A 19,698-nucleotide genomic window follows, 5' to 3' on the forward strand; every position below is an offset into this window, starting at 1 on the left:
CGGGTTGACGTCGCGAAACGGCAACCATCTTTCGAACGCCTGCACAATGTGTGCATGACGAGTGTGTCGAGTGTCGCCGAGCCGCAGGCACTTCTGCTGCAACTACTGGATCCGGCCAACCGAGCCGACCCGTACGCGGTATACAAGCAGTTTCGTGACCGCGGCCCCATGTACCTGCCGGAAGCCAACCTGATCGTCTTTTCGGCCTATCGCGACTGCGACGAGGTGCTGCGGCATCCGTCATCCTCCGCCGACCGGCTCAAGTCGACGGTCGCGCAACGCCTGCTCGCCGACGGTGCGACCGCGCGTCCAATGGGGCCTCCCGGTTTCTTGTTCCTCGATCCGCCCGATCACACCAGGCTGCGCAAACTGGTCAGCAAGGCGTTCGTGCCCAAGGTGGTCAGTGAGCTGCAACCGGACATCGCCGAGCTGGTCGACGGGTTGCTGGAGCGCATCGCCGAGCGGGGCCGGTTCGACGCCGTCAGCGATCTCGCTTACCCGCTGCCGGTGGCGGTCATCTGCCGGCTGTTGGGGGTTCCGCTGGAGGACGAGGCTGAGTTCAGCCGCGCATCGGCGCTGCTGGCCCAGGCGCTGGACCCGTTCTTCGCGATCACCGGCGAACCGATGCAGGGTATGGACGAGCGCATTCAGGCTGGTCAGTGGCTGCGAGAATACCTCCACGAGCTGATCGGACAGCGCCGCTCACAACCCGGTGACGATCTGATGTCGCGGTTGATCGCGGTGGAGGAGTCCGGCGATCAGCTAACCGAGGAGGAGATCGTCTCGACGTGCAGCCTGCTGCTGATCGCCGGACACGAGACCACCGTGAACCTGATCGCCAACGCGATCTTGGCGATGTTGCGCAACCCCACGCAATGGGCCGCGCTGGGTGCCGACGCAGATCGCGCGCAGGCGGTCATCGAGGAAACACTGCGTTACGACCCGCCCGTGCAATTGGTAGCCCGAATCGCCGCCGACGACATGACGATCGGGGATAGCAGGGTCGTCAAGGGCGATTCAATGATGCTGCTGCTGGCCGCAGCTCAGCACGACCCCGCTGAGTTCGAGCGGCCAGAGACCTTCGATCCGGATCGAAACACGTTCCGGCACTTAGCATTCGGACGGGGTCTGCACTATTGCCTGGGCGCTCCGCTCGCTCGGCTGGAGGCGGCGGTCGCGCTGTCGGCGATCACGGCGCGTTTCCCCGGAGCGCGCCTGGACGGTGAGCCGATCTATAAGCGAAATGTCACGCTGCGCGGGTTATCGACGCTGTCGGTTGCGGTCTCGGTGTGAACGTGGGCCGGCCGGTTTTGCCGTCGCCGTTTTGACAGTTGTCCACAGTTAGCGGGTTGTCCACAGGCCGTGGGTTGCGGCGCTGCTCGTGACGCTGGTCGCTATTAGAATCGCACGTATGTTCGATACAGGGCTGCCGGGGCCGGAGGATTTAGCCGTCGCCGACGAGGGCATGGTGATCGCCGCCGTTACCGGATGGGCCTGCGTCGAGGCGGCGGCTTCGGCACGCCGGTTGGCGGCGATCGCGGAGTTGGTGCGCCGACGCGCTGACGGTCCCACCGACTGCGCGCAGTGGTCGTGCGACAACTGGGATTCAATGGCCGCCGAGGTTGCGGCTGCCTTGCATGTCAGCCACGGGATGGCGTCGGCCCAGATGTATCTGGGTGTCGCGCTGCGTGACCGGCTACCCAAGGTGGCGGCGTTGTTCGTCGAGGGGGCGATCAGCGCGCGGTTGGTGGCTGCGATCGTGTGGCGCACCGATCTGATCAAAGATGCGGCGGCACTGGCCTTGGCCGATACGACGTTGGCCGAAGAGGCCATCCGGTTTGGGCCGCTGTCGGTGGCCAAGACGGAGCAAGCGATCGACGCCATTGTTGATCGCTACGACCCCGCGGCGCTGCGCCGGACCCGGGCGGCGGCTCGTGGCCGTGATGTGGTGATCGACTCGCCGCATGGCCAGGACGGCACCACCAACGTGTGGGGGACGTTGTACTCGACCGACGCTGCGGTGCTGAACCGCCGCCTGGGTCAGATGGCTGATGGGGTGTGCGACGAGGATCCGCGCACCATTGCCCAGCGCCGCGCCGACGCGTTGGGTGCGCTTGCCGCCGGGGCCGACCGGCTGGTGTGTGGCTGCGGCGACGTTGCCTGCCCGGCCGGTGTCGATGTCGATCAGCGGGCCAGAAGCGTCGTCATTCACGTTGTCGCCGAAGAATCGGCGTTGACCGCGGCCCCCGACCCGCACATGTCGGGGGAACGGCGCGCGTCAGAGGCGCTTGCTGTCGACCCTGAACCCGATCCACCCGGTGACGGGATCAAACGGCCCGCCGGTCGGATGGTCAGCGGCGGTGCGGTGCCGGCTCCGCTGTTGGCCGAGTTGATCCGCGGCGGCGCCAAGGTCACGCCGGTGGGTCTTCCCGTGAACGCAGCGGCCGAGCCGTGCTACCGCCCGTCGGCCGCGCTGGAGCGGTTCATCCGCTGCCGCGATCTGACCTGTCGGTTCCCGGGCTGTGATCGGGCTGCCGAGTTCTGCGATATCGACCACACGGTGGCCTACCCGCTTGGGCCCACCCATCCGTCCAACCTCAAGTGCGTCTGTCGAAAACACCATCTGCTGAAAACTTTCTGGACCGGGTGGTCTGACGAGCAGTGGCCAGACGGGACCATCGTGTGGACCGCTCCCAGCGGTCAGACCTACACGACTCGCCCCGGCAGTCGGCTGTTGTTTCCCCGCATGTGCCTGCCCACCGGCGAACTACCCACTGCCCCAACGGATGATCGACCACTCGGTGATCGCGGGATCATGATGCCCCGACGTCGCCGAACACGCCAACAAGACCGCGCCTACCGCATCGACGCCGAACGCGCCCTCAACGCCGCCCACGTGGCCGAACGCAACAAACCCCCGCCTTTTTAGACCCCACCCAGGCTGGGCACGATGTCGCCGAGCTTGAAGGTGACCGGGGTTTCGAGCTGAGCGTAGGTGCATGACTGTGGTTCCCGATCGGGACGCCAGCGGTTGAACTGCGCGGTGTGCCGAAACCGTGCGCCTTCCATGTGGTCGTAGCGAACTTCAACTACCCGCTCGGGTCGCAGCGGGACAAACGAGAGGTCTTTGCCCGCGTTCCAGCGGGAGTATTCGTTCTTACGTGGCGTGCGTTCGCCTGCTTCGTGGGCAGCCCAATTCCACGGATGGCCATCGAAGGCGGTGACGAGCGGCTGTAGCTCGGTGAATAGGCGCCGCCGCTCGGCCATCGGGAACGCGCCGATGACGCCGACCGATGCGAGTGTGCCGTCGTTGTTGTAGAGCCCGAGCAACAGCGAGCCGATCGCGTCGCCGCCCGACTTGTGCACGCGATAACCGGCGACCACGCAGTCCGCAGTGCGCTCGTGCTTGATCTTGAACATCACCCGCTTGTCCGGCTGATACGTGATTCCCAGCGGCTTGGCCACGACGCCATCGAGGCCGGCTCCCTCGAACTCGTCGAACCAACGTTGCGCGGTCGCCAGATCGGTCGTTGCGGGCGTGACGTGGATCGAGCGGCCCGAGAGGCCCGCCGAACCAGCTAGAGCGTCGACAAGCGCGGCGCGGCGTTCGGAAAATGGCCGCCCGGTGTAGTCGTCTTCGCCGAGGGCGAGCAAATCGAACGCGATGAAGGACGCGGGCGTGTGTTCGGCGAGCATCCGCACTCGTGAATCGGCCGGGTGGATGCGCTGCTGTAGCGCCTCGAAGTCCAAGCCGTGGTCGGTGGCGATGATGATCTCGCCGTCGATCACACACCGTTCCGGCAGCTCGTCCTTGGCCGCCGCGACCAGCTCGGGAAAATAGCGGGTCATCGGTCGCTCGTTGCGGCTGCCCAGCTCGACCTCATCGACGTCGCGGAAGCATATGGACCTGAATCCGTCCCATTTCGGCTCATACGACGCCTCGGGCGGGATGGATTTGACCGATTTCGCCAGCATGGGCGAAACCGGCGGCATGACAGGCAAGTGCATGTGCACATTGTGCTGGAACCCTGTGCTGGAATCGGGATATGGCTGCGGCAGCAGAAGAACTCGACGTGGACGGGATCGCCGTCCGGCTCACTAACCCGGACAAGGTCTATTTCCCCAAGCTGGGAGCCAAGGGAACCAAACGCAAACTCGTCGAGTACTACCTCGCGGTCGGTCGCGGCCCGATGCTCACCGCGCTGCGGGACCGGCCCACTCATCTGCAGCGTTTCCCCGACGGTATCGACGGCGAGGAGATCTACCAGAAGAGAATTCCGCAGCACCACCCCGACTACCTGGAGACGTGCCGCGTCACGTTTCCGTCCGGGCGGACCGCCGACGCGCTGAAGGTGACCCAACCCGCGTCCATCGTGTGGGCGGCGCAGATGGGCACCGTCACACTGCATCCGTGGCAAGTCCGCTGCCCGGAGACCGAGCACCCCGACGAGTTACGCATCGACCTGGATCCCCAGCCCGGCACGGGTTTTGCCGAGGCCCGCGGCGTGGCCGTCGACGTATTGCGACCGCTGCTCGACGAACTCGGACTGGTCGGCTACCCGAAGACGTCCGGGGGCCGCGGTATCCACGTGTTCCTGCGGATCAAAACGGATTGGGATTTCGTCGCTGTGCGCCGCGCCGGCATCGCGCTGGCACGGGAGGTCGAGCGCCGGGCTCCGGATGCGGTGACGACCTCGTGGTGGAAGGAAGAACGGGGCAAGCGGATCTTCATCGACTTCAACCAGAACGCTCGCGACCGCACGTTCGCGTCGGCATACTCGGTGCGGCGCACCCAAATCGCGACGGTGTCGATGCCGCTGACGTGGGACGAGCTGGCCACCGCCGACCCCGACGACTACACCATGGCTACCGTGGCGGATCTGGTGGACCGCCGCGACGACCCCTGGGCCGACATGGATTCGGTCGATCAGTCGATCGCGCCGCTGCTCGAGATGGTCGAGGCCGACGACAAGCGCGGACTCGGCGATCTGCCCTACCCACCGAATTACCCCAAAATGCCGGGCGAGCCCAAACGGGTGCAGCCGAGCCGGGATACGGATCGGAAGAAGGAGCCCTAGAGTCGGCCCGCGACGAATGTGGCGGCCTGGTTGGTCGAATCGGGAACATATGACAGGTGTGCGAGCATGTTCCCGCCTTCGGCGCAGATCATGTCGTTGGGAACGCATATCGCATCCGTCTTCGCCTGATAGGCCGGGCCGATCGGCGGGAACTGGTCGGCCCCCAACTGCCTCGCGTAGCTACTTTGCGGATTGCCGAAGAGGGCGACCGCGGCGACATGACCACCAACGCGGGCAGGTAACTCATTGGTTGTCAGATCCATGACAGCCGCGCCTTGGGAATATCCACCAAGCACCATCTTGGTGTTTGGGCAGCTTGCAACCATGTCCTGGATGTGAGCACCCGCATCACCCGCGCCGGCCTTCGCGCTGTCGACGTAATCGTCGGTCGCCGGGTAGTTGACCGGGTAGACATCCACGGAACGCCCGGGCACCTGCGCGGTGAGCGAGTCGATGAACGCTTGGCCGGCCCCACCGACGCCAGGGGGCTCGCCGGTGCCGCGAGCGAACACCACCTGGGCGTCCGGACACGGATCGGCGTGGGCGACCCGAAGGCCCACCGGCGCGGTTGACAAGGCCCAAGCCAGCACCAGCGCAGTTGCAACGATGCGAGCAATGCTGCGTCTACTCATCATTAAATGCTGCCATCCTGCCGGAGATGGGGGAGCCGGCGGTCCCCCGTTACTCGTGAAAGTGGATTTCGATACGCCGGACTCTCCATGAGTAATAGCATCACGCCATGATCGGATCGCGGCGCGGCGGTGCGGGTCAACCTCGAGTTGCGCGATAGCACAGTGGTCCAGACGTCTCTGCTTCACGGCGACAGCGGCCTGCCACGCGGGGTCAGCGGCGCGGCCGATCCGCGCTTCGCCAATGTCGTCCGGTTGTTCGCCCGGCTGTTTCCCGGGCGCCGGTTCGGTGGCGGGGCCCTGTCCGTTTACATCGAGGGCCGCCCGGTCGTCGACGTCTGGACGGGGTGGTCAGATCGGGCCGGTGAGGTGCCGTGGACGGCCGATACCGGCGCGATGGTGTTCTCCGCGACGAAGGGCGTCGCATCGACGGTGATTCACCGGCTCGTCGACCGTGAGTTGCTGTGCTACGACACACCCGTTGCCGAGTACTGGCCGGAGTTCGGGGCCAACGGCAAAGCCGACATCACGGTCCGCGACGTCTTGCGGCATCGATCCGGGCTGTCACACCTGAAGGGCGTCAGCCCGACGGAACTGATGGATCACCACCTCATGGAGGAGCGGCTGGCCGCGGCACCGGTTGACCACCTGCGGGGCGCCCCGGCGTATCACGCGCTGACCTACGGCTGGCTGCTGTCCGGTCTGGCCCGATCGGTGACCGGCATGGGCATGCGCGAGCTGGTTCGCAGCGAGCTGGCGCAGCCGCTGAACACCGACGGTCTCCATCTCGGCCGACCGCCGGCCGGCGCGCCGACCAAGGTGGCCCAGATTCTGGCCCCGCAGAGCACTCGGCCCAATCCGGTGTTCAACTTCGTCGCGCCACGGGTGGCCGGTCTGCCATTCTCCGGGGCTCTGGGCGCAATGTATTTCCCGGGTATCAAATCGTTTGTGCAGGGCGATATCCCGTTCCTTGACGGTGAGGTTCCCGCGGCCAACGGTGTTGTCACTGGCCGCGGCCTGGCGAAGATGTACGCCGCATTGGCCAACGACGGTCGCATCGACGGAACACAGTTCCTGTCGTCTGAGTTGGTCACTGGCTTGGCCGGCAACCCGCGGGTGCTCCCGGATTTGAACTTGATGGTGCCGATGCCGTTTCACCTCGGTTATCACGAATCGCCGGTACCCGGCCTGCTCAAAGGGTTCGGCCATATCGGTTTGGGCGGAACCCTCGGATGGGCTGACCCTCAGACCGCCAGCGCGTTTGGCTATGTCCACAACCGGCTGCTGACACCGATGGTGTTCGACATGGCCTCGTTCGCGGGCTTGGCTCGTCCGCTGCGCAGTGCCATCGATGCGGCCCGGCACGCCGGTCCCCTCGAGGTGCCCCGGTTCGGCGCAACCTACCGCGAACCCCGACAGCGAAAGCGGGCGGTATCGGGAAGGCGCTAAGGCTGTTCCAGCAGCCTCATTCCAGCAGCCTTAGTGGATGCAACCCGTCGACCGCACCGACGAACGGCGGGTGGATGCTGTAGCCGAGCATGCGACGGATGTCGTCGGAGACCGTTCGGGCGATGTCGCGCGACACCGAGAGGGTGAAGGCTTCCATCGGTCGCAGCCACGGTTGGCAGTACTGGGCGGTGACAGCAAGACGGTCGTGGGTGGTGGTGTTGGCTCCTCCGCCGTGCCACAGGGTGCCGATAAAGAAGACGCACGAGCCCGCGGGCATCACCACAGGTAGCGAGGGATCGTCCGGGCCCGGTCGCCGCTTGCCCCACCGGTGGCTGCCCGGGTATAGCACCGTCGCGCCGTTGTCGGCGGTGAAGTCGTCGATCGCCCAGATCGTCGCGGCCGCCAACGGAGCCCGCGGGCGGGGAACCGGGTAGAACCCGTCGTCGTGGTGAGCCAGTTGTGCCGACTCTCCGGGCTGAATATTGATGGCCTGCAACGCCGAAAGCAGATAGTTGGCCATCAGCAACCGATCCAGCACCGCCAGCACCCGTGGATGATCGACAAGCCGGTCGCACACCCGCGTCCTGCTCAGCACGCTGTAGATGCGCTGGGTGCGATGGCCCTCGAAAGAATTGCGGCCGGTATGTCCCAGCCAGGGACGCACGACGTCGCGGATCTGCCGGCAGTCCTCGGTGCTCAGCAGGTTTTCCCAAATGACGTAGCCATCGCGGTCGAGGGCCGCCATGTCAGCCTCAACGATCGCGGGGTCGACCGAGGCCCCGCTGCTGGGCATCCACTTGTGTCGAAGCGCCAGATCGCCCCTGAGGTCTTCCAGAGTTGTGACGGACTCGTCGTCAGTGTTCATCTGCGTTCATCTGAAACGTTCATCTGCACTCGTCCTTACTGCTATGACCACACCCTAACTCCGCCAACAACCCTGCCGTCAGCTGTCTGGCGCCCTATCCTGTCAACACGGGGGAACGAGCGGCGGAGGTCGGATGACGGCCGGAACGGCGTGCCGCTCGTGTGGCGTCGAACTCCTCGACAACGCCCGGTTCTGTCACGGATGTGGCGCGGCGGTAGTCGCGACCCACACTCCTGCCGAATACAAGCCGGTGGCGGCGTTGTTCGCCGATGTCTACCTGGCGCGTGAGGGGGCTCGGCGTGGACATTGCGACGATGCCATCCCAGTCATGCGTGCCGCTTTCGACCATTTGTTGCGTGAGCGGGGGCTGTCGGGGTGGAGCACCATCGTCAACGGCGTTCTGGTCGAGACACTCGTGGATCGCGCGGGCGAAGGTGATCTCACTGAGGCCGAGGCCGCGATCGAACAGTTAGCGGGCGCGCCGGTCGATGATGATGACGGTCTGGCTATGCGCGACATCTGGCTGCTGCGGTCGCGCGCCCTGCTGGCCCGGGCGCGCGGCGAAGGTGTGAACTACCTGGAATTCGTGAATCGCTACCGCGACATGGCTGCATCGCTTGGCCTCGAGGGGCACATCGCCTGGGCCGAAGCAATGCCATGACACCCAGCGGGACTGCAAACATGGCCAAACCAGGCACGAAAATGCCTGGTCATCGGTAGCGTCGCAAACATGCTGTCCGCGGCCCTCCGTGACATGCAATGGCGAAGGCGGCGCCTCGTCATCGCGATCCTCAGCACCGGATTGGTCTTCGCGATGACGCTCGTCCTGACCGGGCTTGCCAACGGCTTTCGGGTGGAGGCGCAGCGGACCGTCGACTCCATGGGCGTCGACTCGTTCGTGGTCAAGTCCGGCGCGGCCGGACCGTTCTTGGGGTCAACCCCATTCGCGCAAGTCGACCTGGCCTGGGTGGCCGCTGAGCCCGGTATCGTCGCCGCGGCCCCGCTGGCCACCGCTGCGTCGACGATCAGGGAGGGCACGTCAACGCGAAACGCCACGGCGTTCGGGGCGCCCGAGCGCGGACCCGGCATGCCGGGCGTCTCGGAGGGTCGGGTGCCGTCGACGCCCGACGAGGTCGCGGTGTCGAGCACGCTGGACCGACACATCGGCGAAGATCTACCGGTCGGTGCGCGCACGTTGCGAATCGTTGGCATTGTGCCGAATTCCACCGCATTGGCGAAGATGCCCAACATCTTCCTGACGACCCAGGGACTGCAACAGCTGGCGTACACCGGGCAGCCAATGGTCACCTCGATCGGGATACTCGGCGTTCCACGACAGCTCCCGGACGGCTACCAGACCCTCGAGCGAGCGGCAGGTGTCAATGACCTGTTGCGCCCGTTGAAGGTCGCGGTCGTTTCGATCACGATCGTGGCTGGCTTGCTGTGGATCGTGGCGGTGTTGATCGTCGGATCTCTGGTGTACCTTTCAGCGCTCGAACGCCTGCGGGACTTCGCGGTGTTCAAGGCGATCGGCGTGCCCACCCGGTCGATTCTGGCGGGGCTTGCGCTGCAGGCGGTCGTCGTTGCGCTATTCGCGGCGGCGCTGGGCGTCGCCCTGTCGCAGCTGCTGGCACCGTTGTTCCCGATGACCGTGGTCGTGCCGATACGTGCCTACCTCGCGCTGCCGGTGATCGCGATAGTGATCGGCCTGCTCGCCAGCGTTGCCGGGCTGCGGCGCGCGGTGGCGGTCGATCCCGCGCTGGCGTTCGGAGGTCCCTGAACAGTGGGCGACCTCAGCATCCAGGACCTCGTCGTCGAATACTCCAGCGGTGGCTACGCGCTCCGGCCGATCAACGGCCTGAGCCTCGATGTGCCGGCCGGGTCGCTGTTGATCCTGCTAGGGCCCAGCGGCTGCGGGAAGACGACATTGCTGTCGTGCCTCGGGGGCATTTTGCGACCCAAATCTGGAGCAATCAAGTTCGACGACGTCGACGTCACAGCGCTCGAAGGCCGGGCGCTGGCGAAGTACCGGCGCGACAAGGTCGGCATCGTCTTCCAGGCGTTCAACCTCGTGCCCAGCCTGACCGCCCTCGAGAACGTGATGATCCCGATCCGCGCGGCTGGAATGTCACGCGCGTGGGCGCGTCGTCGTGCCGAGGAACTCCTGACCCGCGTCAATCTTTCAGACCGCATGAAACATCGACCCGGCGATCTGAGCGGCGGGCAGCAACAACGCGTCGCAGTCGCTCGTGCGATCGCGCTGGATCCGCCGTTGATCCTCGCCGACGAACCGACTGCGCACCTCGACTTCATCCAGGTGGAGGAGGTGCTGCGGCTGATCCGCTCGCTCGCGGAAGGCGAACGTGTGGTGGTGGTCGCCACCCACGACAGCCGGATTTTGCCGATGGCCGATCGCGTCGTCGAGCTGGCACCGGCGCTCGTGTCGGCGAACCGGCCACCCGAAACTGTGCGCCTGCGCGCCGGCGAGGTGCTGTTTGAGCAGTGCACGATGGGCGATCTGATCTATGTCGTATCCGAAGGCGAGTTCGATATTGTGCGCGAATTAGCCGATGGCGGAGAGGAATTAGCGAAGGTAGCCGGACCCGGCGACTACTTCGGCGAAATCGGCGTGCTGTTTCACATGCCGCGGTCGGCGACAGTGCGGGCCCGAACCGACGCGGCGGCCGTTGGCTACACCGCACAGGCGTTTCGCGAGCGACTGGGTGTGACGGGTATAGGCGAGCTGATCGAAGGTCGCGAGCTTGCCGACGACTGATCTGAGCACGGCATGCAGTGGGCAGATATAAAGAAGAGCGTGGCTCTTAGTTTTCAGGACGTCATCAGGTCCAAGTACCTACTGTTGACGACGTTCACCAAGGACGGCCGTCCCAAACCGACACCTATCTGGGGCGTGCCCGACGGCGACAAGCTGCTCGTCATCACCGACGACGGGTCGTGGAAGACAAAGCGGATCAACAACACGCCCAGGGTGACGATCGCCAAGAGTGGAGCTTTGGGTAAGCCCAAAAGCGACGAGGTCGAGGGCATCGCCCGGGTACTGCCGAAGTCAGAAACCCGGCGGGTCTACAACGCCGTCCTCAAGCGGTACTGGTATCACGCCCCGTGGTTCTACGTGCACTCGGTCGTCCGCGGCGGCATCGACAAGGTGCACGTCGGGCTTGAGGTCAAGCCTGCCGGATAGATACTTTGGTCACCTAGGCATGGCCTTTACCGAAGCGTTATAGTAGCCGCATGCGTCTTTCTCGTCTCGGCACTGCCGTCGGCGTCGCGGTGCTCGCCCTCGGTATCGCCCCTACCGCCTTCCCCCGGGTCGCCGCGGCCGATCCCGGGTTCCAACCGTGCAACGGCTGCTCGTCCAACGATTCCACCGAGGACTTCCCGATCCCGCGGAGGATGATCTCGACCACCTGCACCGCCGAGCAGATCTTGGCCGCCGCACGGGATTTCGAGCCGGTGTATTACCAGCGATACATGGCGGATTACGACAACCATCCGAACGTTCAGCAGGACACCCAAAACAAGGTGCACTGGTTCTATTCGTTGTCGGCGGCGGATCGCAGGGCCTATTCGGCTAACTTTTATGCGCCCCAGATCGATTCGCTGAACCTGGCCTGGCCCAACCACATGAAGATCTTCTTCAACAACAAGGGCGTCGTCGCAAAGGAAACCGAGAACTGCCAGAACTACCCGCCCAACGACATGTCGGTGTGGAACTGGTAGATCGCAATCCCGAGGCGAATCAGCCGGGATTGGACTCCGCGGGTTCGGCCATCAGGCCAACGCAGGTCGCCGCGATCAAGCGCGTCAGCGCGGACGTGAAGTCAATGTTCCAGTCGGGCGGCAGGTCTGTCGCCTTCGCCTCCGCGTAGGCGTCGGCGAGCTTTTTCGGCGGGTTGGCGACCTGCCACAACGGCCCCGCCAGCGAGTACGCGGCAAGAATGACGTCGTATGCGCCCGGATGTCCCAGCCCGGGCAACGCCTGGTCGATCGCATCGGCGAGCGACGTCACCGCATCGGTGCTGATCTGCTTGACCTCGAGAACCCGGTCGATTTCCACCTCATGCTCGAGGTGAAGATGCAGGTTGGCGAGGAGGTCGCAGAACAGTGGGTCGGCCGCCAGAGCGTCGGCCAACTCCTTGGCGAGCCGCGAGGGCGACACGGGACCGGCGTCGCGCAACCTCTCACACACCGTGTTAGACCACCGCACCCATCCTTCGGCGGCCAGATGCAGCAGCACCTCTTTGTGGGAGGTGAAGTAGCGGCGCACCGCCGAATAGTGCACGCCGGCACGGTTGGCGACGTCGGTCAAGGTCACCGACGCGACACCGGACTCCAGCGCCAGCGAGCGTGCGGCCTCGACCAGCGCCACCGCACGCTGGCGCTTCTTGTCCTCGCTGCGGGCGCGCTGGAACGTAAGCTGCGGCACCGCGCGAGAATAACGCACCTGAGCTGATTGCGGGTGGCCGCGCAACCCGGTAGCGTCCGTTTACGCACGTGCCATGCGTTACTTCGCACGCCTGCAGCGTGCAGCGAAGAGCCGTGGGGAAGGAGCCAACAATCCGGGCGAATGGCATGGTTTACTCGTCAAGGTTCGGTGGTGCCTCCTCGCCGCCGTCGCTCGGTCGCGGTGACTGCCAAGCAGGCACCCTGAGACGCCCCGCCGCGTTCGCTGTGCCGACGGTTGGCGTGGCTGGTGGGATGTCGCAGACCGGAAAGACGGCAAGAGGTGAAGGGGACTTCGATTTTCAGGGTTCTGCAGCGGTCGTGGATTGCGCTCGTGATCGTGATGGTCGTCGGCCTCGGGGGGTTCACGGTGTGGCGGATTCACGGCATTTTCGGCTCTGACAAGCGTCCCTCGTATTCGGACAGCGCGACCGACGACAGTAAGCCCTTCAATCCCAAGCGACTGACTTACCAGGTTTTCGGTCCCGCCGGCACCGTGGCCGACATCAGCTACTTCGATGAGCACGCTGATCCGAAACGAGTTGATGGAGCGCAATTGCCCTGGTCGTTGAACTTTACGACGACGTCGGCAGCGGTCATGGGAAACATTGTGGCACAAGGCAATAGCAACACCATCGGCTGTCGCATCGTGGTGGACGATGTGGTCAAAGCCGAAAAAATCTCCCATGAAGTCAACGCCTTTACCTACTGCGTGCTCAAGGGCGCATGATTAGCGAGCAGACGGGCAGCGGGCACGCCAAACCGCCTTTCGTGCCGCGGACGATCCATCGGCTTGCGGTTCCCATCATCCTGGCGTGGTTGGCGATTGTTTTCCTGGTGAGCACCGCCGTTCCACCGTTGGAGCAGATCGCGGCGCAACGTTCGGTGTCGCTGAGCCCCAAAGATGCGCCTTCGGTGCAAGCGATGACGGTTATGGGCCAGAAATTCAAGGAATCTGATTCCGACAGTTTCGCGATGATCGTCTTAGAAAGCCAGCAGAAACTCGGCGACGATGCGCACCTATACTACAACAGCTTGATTCGTCAGCTGAAAGACGATACGAAGCACGTGCAACACGTCCAGGATTTTTGGGGCGATCCGCTCACCGCGCCGGGTGCGCAAAGCTCCGACGGTAAATGCGTATACGTTCAACTCAACCTCGCCGGTAACCAAGGTACGACCTTGGGAGACGAATCGGTGGATGCTGTTCGGAATATCGTGAACCGCACACCCCCGCCGAAAGGTGTAACCGCGTATGTGACCGGCCCAGCCGCGCTCGTGAAGGATATGCACCATAGTGGCGACAAAACCCTCCTCAAGATCACTGTTGTAACCCTTTTGGTGATCTTCACCATGTTGCTGCTGGTCTACCGCTCCGTCATCACCGTGTTGCTTCTGCTGGTTATGGTCGGCATTGAATTGACGGCGGCTCGAGGAATTGTCGCGTTTCTCGGATATCACGAACTTATCGGTCTCTCTACATTTGCTATTAATCTCCTGGTATCCCTCGGGATTGCGGCCGGAACAGATTACGGCATATTCTTTTTCGGCCGCTATCAAGAGGCGCGCCAGGTTGGCGAAGATCGTGAAACCGCCTTCTATACGACGTACCGCAGCGTCGCCCACGTCGTCTTGGCCTCCGGTTTGACGATCGCCGGCGCGATATTTTGCCTGAGCTTCTGCCGGATGCCGTATTTCCAAAGCTTGGGCGTACCTTGCGCAGTTGGCATGCTCGTAGCGGTAGCGGTCGCGCTCACGCTGGTTCCGGCCGTGCTCGTCGTCGGTGGGCGCTTCGGTTTGTTCGATCCCAGACGCAAGATGCTCGTCCGTGGCTGGCGACGGATAGGCACTGCGATCGTGCGCTGGCCGTTGCCCATTCTGGCCGGAGCATGCGCGGTCGCGCTTGTCGGCCTGTTGACGCTGCCGGGATATCAAACCAGTTACAACGATCGGCTATACATACCTCACGACATTGCCGCTAATAAGGGATACGACGCCGCAGAGCGACATTTTTCCCAGGCGCGAATGATGCCCGAAGTGATGATGGTCGACGCGGACCACGATTTGCGGGATCCGGCAGACTTTCTCATCCTCGACAAACTGGCCAAAGGCATCTTGCATGTTCCGGGAGTCTCCAGGGTTCAAGCCATCACACGCCCCGAGGGCACGGCGATGGAGCATACGTCGATTCCGTTTCAGCTCAGCATGCAAAATGCCGGGCAGGTACAGACGATGAAATACCAAAAAGCCCGCATGGACGACATGCTCAAGCAGGCTGACGACCTCGAAGACACAATCGGGCGAATGCAGCGTATGTACAATCTGATGAAAGAACTCACCGATACGACACACAAAATGGTCGGTGAGACGAAGGAAATGCAAGCCGTCACCGAAGAATTGCGGGACGACATCGCAAACTTCGAGGACACCTGGCGGCCTATCCGCAGTTACTTCTACTGGGAAAAACACTGCTACGACATCCCGATATGCTACTCGTTGCGATCTATATTCGACGCCGTTGACGGTGTCGACGAGATCGACGATAAGTTCCAAATTCTGACCAAAGACTTCGATAAACTTGATTCGCTGATGCCGCAGATGATTGCGGAGTTCCCGCCGATGATCGCGACCATGGAGTCCATGCGGACGATGATGCTGACCATGCACAGCACCATGTCGGGGATCTTCGGGCAGATGGACGAGTTGAGCGACAACGCGACGGCCATGGGCAAAGCCTTCGACACCGCCAAAAACGACGACTCGTTCTATCTGCCACCGGAAGTCTTCAAGAACAAGGACTTCAAGCGTGCCCTGAACAATTTCTTCTCGCCGGACGGCAAGGCGGTCCGTTTGATCATTTCGCACCGGGGAGATCCCGCAACGCCCGAAGGGATTGCGCGTGTCGACTCGATCCGACAGGCAGCCGAGGAGTCGCTCAAGGCCACTCCGCTGGAAGACGCCAAGATCTATCTGGCCGGCACCGCGGCCACCTTCAAGGACTGGAAGGACGGCTCGAAATACGATCTCTGGATTGCCGGGATCGGTTCGCTGTGCCTCATTTTCATCATCATGCTGCTCATCACCCGAAGCCTGATCGCCGCCTTGGTCATCGTTGGCACGGTTGCGATCTCGTTGGGTGCATCGTTCGGGCTGTCCGTGCTCGTTTGGCAGTACATCCTTGGCTTCAAACTGCACTGGATGGTGCTGGCGATGTCGGTGATTGTGTTGTTGGCGGTGGGGTCTGACTACAACCTGCTGCTGGTCTCCCGATTCAAGGAGGAAATCCACGCCGGGTTGAAGACGGGCATCATCCGCGCCATGGGCGGCACCGGCAAGGTGGTGACGTCTGCCGGTCTGGTGTTCGCGTTCACGATGGGCTCCATGGTGGTCAGCGATTTGCGGATCATCGGCCAGGTCGGTACCACGATCGGTTTGGGTCTGCTGTTCGACACGTTGGTGGTCCGCTCGTTCATGACGCCGTCCATCGCCGCGCTCCTCGGGCGCTGGTTCTGGTGGCCGATCAAGGTCAGGCCCCGCCCGGCCAGCACGATGCTGCGCACGTATGGGACCCGTCCGTCGGTACGTGCCCTGCTGGGTGAGGGCAACGGCGAGGTGGCCAACACAGTGCTGGGCGACGGCCACGCCAGGACGGCCCCGTTGCCGAAGGCGCGGTCGTAGCGTCGACCGCTTCTCAGCTGCGGGCTGAACCCACCATCGATCCGTGCGGCCCTTGCCGCGGGTGCCCATCTCCGTTTGACGGATGCCCGTCAACGTCGCCCAGCAGTTCACGAACTGCTGGGCGGGGTCCGTACGGCCGCAGCATCGTGCTGGCGGGGCGCGGGCGCACGTGTTGTGGCCACCAGAACCAGCGTCCGAGCAGGGTGGCCAGCGACGGCGTCATGAACGACCGCACGATCAGGGTGTCGAACAGCAGACCCAAAGCGATCGTGGTACCCACCTGGGCCATGACCTTCAGCGGGCTGAACGCAAACGTGGCCATGGTGGCGGCGAACACCAGACCGGCAGAGGTCACCACTGAGCCCGAGCCGGCCACGGCACGGATGATGCCCGTCTTGAGCCCGGCGTGAATTTCTTCCTTGAACCGCGATATCAGCAGCAGGTTGTAGTCAGATCCGACCGCCAACAGCAGGATGATCGCCATCGCCAGCACCATCCAGTGCAACTTCATCCCGAGAATGTATTGCCACAGCAGCACGGAAAGCCCGAAGGAGGCGCCCAGTGACAGCAGCACCGTGCCAACGATGACCAGGGCCGCGACCACGCTTCGGGTGATGACCAGCATGATGATGAAAATCAAAGTGGCCGCGGCTATTCCGGCGATCATCAGGTCGAACTTGGAGCCGTCGTGCATGTCCTTGTACGTCGCAGCAGTACCGCCGAGGTAGACCTTGGCGCCCTCCCACGGGGTTCCTTTTATCGCCTCGTGCACTGCCTGTTTGATCGGGTCGATATGAGCAATCCCTTCAGGGGTCGCCGGGTCGCCTTCGTGCGAGATGATCAATCGAACGGCATGGCCGTCGGGTGACATGAACTGTTTGAGACCCCGCTTGAAATCCGGGCTTTTGAACGCCTCGGGCGGCAGATAGAACGTGTCGTCGTTCTTCGCTTTGTCGAAGGCCTCTCCCTGGGCCGTGGCGTTGTCGGACAACGCCTCCTGTTGATCGTTGAGACCCTTCGTCGTCGCATAGTTCGACATGATGGTCTCGAGATTGTTCTCCTGGCTGGCGATCTGCGGTGGTATCAGCGCGATTAGCTGCGGCTGAATTGCGTCTAATTTGTCGATATTCGTGCTGAGCGCCTCAATGTTCTCAGTCACTGCGTCGATGCCGTCGAGCGCGTTGAAGATGGATCGCAGCGCCCAGCATGCTGGAATGTCGTAGCAGTGCTTTTCCCAGTAGAAGAAGCTGCGGATCGGCCGGAAGAAGTCATCGAAAACAGCGATGTCGTCTCGCAATGCCTCCGTGATTTTCACGGTTTCTTTTGTGAGCAGCGCGGTTTGGTGCGTGGTATCGCTGAGACTCTTCGTGACCACCATCTGCTGGTGCAGAGTTGCCATCGTTTTCCGGAGCTCGTCCGCTTGCTTCAGCAGGTTCTTCGCCTGTTCTTCCTGGTAATGCTGCGTCTGGATTCGGCCGGCGCTTTGCGCGCTCATCTGGAAACCAAGCGTGCTGTGGTCGATCGGGGTCCCCAGGGGCCTGGTGATGGTCTGCACACGACCGATGCCGGGGATGTGGAAGATGGCTTTTGCCACCTTGTCCAACACGAGGAAGTCGGCCGAGTTACGCAGGTCGTGATCCGTTTCGATCATCAACAGCTCGGGATTCAGCCGGGCCTGGTTGAAATGCCGGTCGGCGGCTGCATAGCCGATGTTGGCCGGGGTGTCGGGCGGCAGGTAGTGACGAGTGTCGTAATCGGTCTGGTATCCAGGCAGGGTTATCAGACCGATCAGGGCGATCCCGATCGTCACCGCCAGAATCGGTGCGGGCCAACGGACGACCGCGGTGCCTATGCGTCGCCAGCCCTGGGTTTGCATCTTTCGCTTCGGGTCGAGCAGTTTGAAGAAGCTGCCCACCGTGAGCACCGCCGGGCCCAACGTCAACGCGGCTAACACCGCGACGAGCATTCCGACTGCGCAAGGCACACCCAAGCTCTGGAAATACGGCAACCGGCAGAAGCTCAAGCAGTACATCGCGCCGGCGATGGTCAGGCCCGAGCCCAACACGACATGCGCGGTGCCGTGGAACATGGTGTAGAAGGCCTGTTCTCGCTCCTCGCCGAGGCCGCGCGCCTCGTGATATCGGCCCATCACGAAAATCGCGTAGTCCGTTCCGGCGGCGATTGCCAACAACACCAGCATGTTGTTGGCGAAGGTGGAAAGCCCGATGATGTTGTAGTTTCCGAGGAACGCGACGACACCCCGGGCCGCGGCCAATTCGACGAAGACCATGAACATCATGATCATGACGGTGCTCACCGAGCGGTAGACGATCAGCAGCATCACGATGATCACCAGGATGGTCACCATGGTGACTTTCTTGACGCCCTTCTCGCCCGCATGGGACTGATCGGCGATCAGCGGACCCGCTCCGGTGACGTAGGCCTTGATCCCCGGTGGCGCAGGCACCGAGTTCACAATTTTCCGGACGGCTTCGGTGGACTCGGTGGACAAACTGCCGCCCATGTTGCCGGCGAGATAGACCTGGACGTACGCGGCCTTTCCGTCGGTGCTCTGCGATCCGGCAGCCGTCAGCGGATCACTCCAGAAATCCTGGATGTGCTGAACGTGTGTGGTGTCTTGCTTAAGCCGCCTGACTATCTCGTCGTAGTAGTGGTGCGCGTCGGGGCCAAGCGTTTGCTGGCCCTCCAAGACGACCATCGCCGAGCTGTCGGAATTGAACTCGTTGAACGTTCGTCCGACGCGCATCATCGACTGGAAAGATGGCGCGTCTTTGGGGCTCTGCGACACCGCGTGGTTTTTGGCGACGACCTCCAGTTGCGGCGCCATGGTATTGGTGATGAAGACAAGGGCCAACCACACCAGGACGATCGGCAGCGCAAGCCGATGGATCATCCGCGGCAGAAACGGCGGGATCAGCGGCTGTGAGACCGGCTGTTCGACCCCGGTCTGACTCATGCGGACTTGTCCAGGCAGAAGGTGAAGGCACGCACTTCGTTGACGACCCTTTCGGTCTTGACGACGCCGTCCACGGTGATCCGGCAGCCGAGGGAATTGCCGCTTCCCTGCGCCACGAGGTTGGCGGGAACCGCAGGCTTCGTAGTCGTCAACGTGATGGACCAGGGCAAGGGCACCTCGAGGGCCTGCCGCGGCTGGGAATCGACATCCAGGTAATTAATGGTTGCCACGTTGCCCGGCGAGCCCCAGACCTCGAGTTTCAACACCTTGGGGTTGAACGGGATGATGTTGTCAGCGACCGAGCCGCCACCGAAGGAATTGCCGTGGACGCCGAAGATGCCGTGCAGCCGGTACACGGCGAGCCCGGAGACCGCGACCACGCCGGCGATCACCAGCACGAGCCAGAATCGGGTAACGAAGCGAGAGAGGATTGACCCGCGCTTGTCCCGGCGCGGTTTGGCGACCGGGGCTTCGCCGTCGCCGACCCGAGTGGGCAGCGGCTCGGTCCTCGGCTCGGCGACGGTCATCGGTGCTTCCATCCTTAACCAGGGGCGAAGG

The 19,698-nt window shown here is 63.3% G+C and carries 17 protein-coding genes; 11 read left to right on the top strand and 6 right to left on the bottom strand.

Features of this window, described 5'->3' with window-relative positions; genetic code table 11:
- Positions 1-54: 54 nt before the first annotated feature.
- Both VNW74_RS10400 and VNW74_RS10405 read left to right on the top strand, forming a co-directional pair.
- Positions 55-1,293: a cytochrome P450 gene (locus tag VNW74_RS10400; protein ID WP_325676519.1), complete on the top strand. Its 1,239-nt coding sequence runs from the start codon at positions 55-57 to the stop codon at positions 1,291-1,293.
- A gap of 118 nt (positions 1,294-1,411) precedes the next feature.
- Positions 1,412-2,929, top strand: a complete 1,518-nt coding sequence (locus VNW74_RS10405) for an HNH endonuclease signature motif containing protein (protein WP_325676520.1) — start codon at positions 1,412-1,414, stop codon at positions 2,927-2,929.
- Here the strand turns inward: VNW74_RS10405 and VNW74_RS10410 are convergent.
- Positions 2,926-4,008 carry an ATP-dependent DNA ligase gene (locus tag VNW74_RS10410; protein ID WP_325676521.1) on the bottom strand — a complete coding sequence of 361 codons (1,083 nt, stop codon included), beginning with the start codon at positions 4,006-4,008 and terminating at the stop codon, positions 2,926-2,928. The genes VNW74_RS10405 and VNW74_RS10410 overlap by 4 nt on opposite strands.
- A 38-nt stretch (positions 4,009-4,046) precedes the next feature.
- On the opposite strand from VNW74_RS10410, the gene ligD reads away from it, so the two are divergent.
- Positions 4,047-5,078, top strand: a complete 1,032-nt coding sequence (gene ligD / locus VNW74_RS10415; RefSeq protein ID WP_325676522.1) for a non-homologous end-joining DNA ligase — start codon at positions 4,047-4,049, stop codon at positions 5,076-5,078.
- Here the strand turns inward: ligD and VNW74_RS10420 are convergent.
- Entirely contained in the window at positions 5,075-5,710 is a 636-nt protein-coding gene (locus tag VNW74_RS10420) for a cutinase family protein (protein ID WP_325676523.1), read from the bottom strand. The two genes, ligD and VNW74_RS10420, sit on opposite strands and share 4 nt — an antisense overlap.
- Before the next feature lie 162 nt (positions 5,711-5,872).
- Here VNW74_RS10420 and VNW74_RS10425 point away from each other — a divergent pair, with 162 nt between their 5' ends.
- Positions 5,873-7,156 (top strand): serine hydrolase domain-containing protein, encoded by a 1,284-nt coding sequence (locus tag VNW74_RS10425; RefSeq protein WP_325676595.1) that lies wholly within the window; start codon positions 5,873-5,875, stop codon positions 7,154-7,156.
- 16 nt (positions 7,157-7,172) lie between these two features.
- On the opposite strand, the gene VNW74_RS10430 is transcribed toward VNW74_RS10425, so the two are convergent.
- A complete protein-coding gene (locus tag VNW74_RS10430) occupies positions 7,173-8,021 on the bottom strand; it encodes a phytanoyl-CoA dioxygenase family protein (protein WP_325676524.1) in 849 nt (282 codons plus the stop codon).
- A gap of 133 nt (positions 8,022-8,154) precedes the next feature.
- On the opposite strand from VNW74_RS10430, the gene VNW74_RS10435 reads away from it, so the two are divergent.
- The 5 genes from VNW74_RS10435 (at position 8,155) to VNW74_RS10455 (ending at position 11,762) form a co-directional block, all read left to right on the top strand.
- Complete coding sequence (locus tag VNW74_RS10435) at positions 8,155-8,682, top strand: zinc ribbon domain-containing protein (protein ID WP_325676525.1); 528 nt, start codon at positions 8,155-8,157, stop codon at positions 8,680-8,682.
- A gap of 69 nt (positions 8,683-8,751) precedes the next feature.
- Positions 8,752-9,801, top strand: a complete 1,050-nt coding sequence (locus VNW74_RS10440) for an ABC transporter permease (RefSeq protein ID WP_325676526.1) — start codon at positions 8,752-8,754, stop codon at positions 9,799-9,801.
- Between the two features lie 3 nt (positions 9,802-9,804).
- Positions 9,805-10,797: an ATP-binding cassette domain-containing protein gene (locus VNW74_RS10445; RefSeq protein ID WP_325676527.1), complete on the top strand. Its 993-nt coding sequence runs from the start codon at positions 9,805-9,807 to the stop codon at positions 10,795-10,797.
- 39 nt (positions 10,798-10,836) lie between these two features.
- Positions 10,837-11,223: a PPOX class F420-dependent oxidoreductase gene (locus tag VNW74_RS10450; protein WP_325676528.1), complete on the top strand. Its 387-nt coding sequence runs from the start codon at positions 10,837-10,839 to the stop codon at positions 11,221-11,223.
- A gap of 50 nt (positions 11,224-11,273) precedes the next feature.
- Positions 11,274-11,762 carry a DUF5078 domain-containing protein gene (locus tag VNW74_RS10455; protein ID WP_325676529.1) on the top strand — a complete coding sequence of 163 codons (489 nt, stop codon included), beginning with the start codon at positions 11,274-11,276 and terminating at the stop codon, positions 11,760-11,762.
- A 19-nt stretch (positions 11,763-11,781) separates the two neighbouring features.
- Here the strand turns inward: VNW74_RS10455 and VNW74_RS10460 are convergent, their stop codons facing one another.
- Positions 11,782-12,486 (bottom strand): TetR/AcrR family transcriptional regulator, encoded by a 705-nt coding sequence (locus tag VNW74_RS10460; protein ID WP_325676530.1) that lies wholly within the window; start codon positions 12,484-12,486, stop codon positions 11,782-11,784.
- 342 nt (positions 12,487-12,828) lie between these two features.
- Between VNW74_RS10460 and VNW74_RS10465 the strand changes: the two genes are divergently transcribed.
- Together VNW74_RS10465 and VNW74_RS10470 are read left to right on the top strand one after the other, a co-directional pair.
- Positions 12,829-13,215, top strand: coding sequence for an MmpS family protein (locus VNW74_RS10465; RefSeq protein WP_325676596.1), 387 nt, complete (start codon positions 12,829-12,831; stop codon positions 13,213-13,215).
- A complete protein-coding gene (locus VNW74_RS10470; RefSeq protein ID WP_325676531.1) occupies positions 13,212-16,163 on the top strand; it encodes an RND family transporter in 2,952 nt (983 codons plus the stop codon). Before VNW74_RS10465 ends, VNW74_RS10470 begins: the two co-directional genes overlap by 4 nt.
- Positions 16,164-16,176: 13 nt before the next feature.
- Here VNW74_RS10470 and VNW74_RS10475 read toward each other — a convergent pair whose 3' ends face one another.
- Together VNW74_RS10475 and VNW74_RS10480 are read right to left on the bottom strand one after the other, a co-directional pair.
- Positions 16,177-19,140, bottom strand: coding sequence for an MMPL family transporter (locus tag VNW74_RS10475; protein WP_325676532.1), 2,964 nt, complete (start codon positions 19,138-19,140; stop codon positions 16,177-16,179).
- Positions 19,137-19,667 carry an MmpS family transport accessory protein gene (locus VNW74_RS10480; protein WP_325676533.1) on the bottom strand — a complete coding sequence of 177 codons (531 nt, stop codon included), beginning with the start codon at positions 19,665-19,667 and terminating at the stop codon, positions 19,137-19,139. Before VNW74_RS10480 ends, VNW74_RS10475 begins: the two co-directional genes overlap by 4 nt.
- Positions 19,668-19,698: the final 31 nt, after the last annotated feature.

This window comes from Mycobacterium sp., assembly GCF_035570115.1.
Taxonomy (GTDB): domain Bacteria; phylum Actinomycetota; class Actinomycetes; order Mycobacteriales; family Mycobacteriaceae; genus Mycobacterium.

Coding starts and splice junctions, on each gene's coding strand:
- VNW74_RS10400 (WP_325676519.1), top strand. CDS start 55: ATGACGAGTGTGTCGAGTGTCGCCGAGCCGCAGGCACTTCTGCTGCAA.
- VNW74_RS10405 (WP_325676520.1), top strand. CDS start 1,412: ATGTTCGATACAGGGCTGCCGGGGCCGGAGGATTTAGCCGTCGCCGAC.
- VNW74_RS10410 (WP_325676521.1), bottom strand. CDS start 4,008: ATGCACTTGCCTGTCATGCCGCCGGTTTCGCCCATGCTGGCGAAATCG.
- ligD (WP_325676522.1), top strand. CDS start 4,047: ATGGCTGCGGCAGCAGAAGAACTCGACGTGGACGGGATCGCCGTCCGG.
- VNW74_RS10420 (WP_325676523.1), bottom strand. CDS start 5,710: ATGAGTAGACGCAGCATTGCTCGCATCGTTGCAACTGCGCTGGTGCTG.
- VNW74_RS10430 (WP_325676524.1), bottom strand. CDS start 8,021: ATGAACACTGACGACGAGTCCGTCACAACTCTGGAAGACCTCAGGGGC.
- VNW74_RS10435 (WP_325676525.1), top strand. CDS start 8,155: ATGACGGCCGGAACGGCGTGCCGCTCGTGTGGCGTCGAACTCCTCGAC.
- VNW74_RS10440 (WP_325676526.1), top strand. CDS start 8,752: ATGCTGTCCGCGGCCCTCCGTGACATGCAATGGCGAAGGCGGCGCCTC.
- VNW74_RS10455 (WP_325676529.1), top strand. CDS start 11,274: ATGCGTCTTTCTCGTCTCGGCACTGCCGTCGGCGTCGCGGTGCTCGCC.
- VNW74_RS10465 (WP_325676596.1), top strand. CDS start 12,829: ATGGTCGTCGGCCTCGGGGGGTTCACGGTGTGGCGGATTCACGGCATT.
- VNW74_RS10470 (WP_325676531.1), top strand. CDS start 13,212: ATGATTAGCGAGCAGACGGGCAGCGGGCACGCCAAACCGCCTTTCGTG.
- VNW74_RS10475 (WP_325676532.1), bottom strand. CDS start 19,140: ATGAGTCAGACCGGGGTCGAACAGCCGGTCTCACAGCCGCTGATCCCG.
- VNW74_RS10480 (WP_325676533.1), bottom strand. CDS start 19,667: ATGACCGTCGCCGAGCCGAGGACCGAGCCGCTGCCCACTCGGGTCGGC.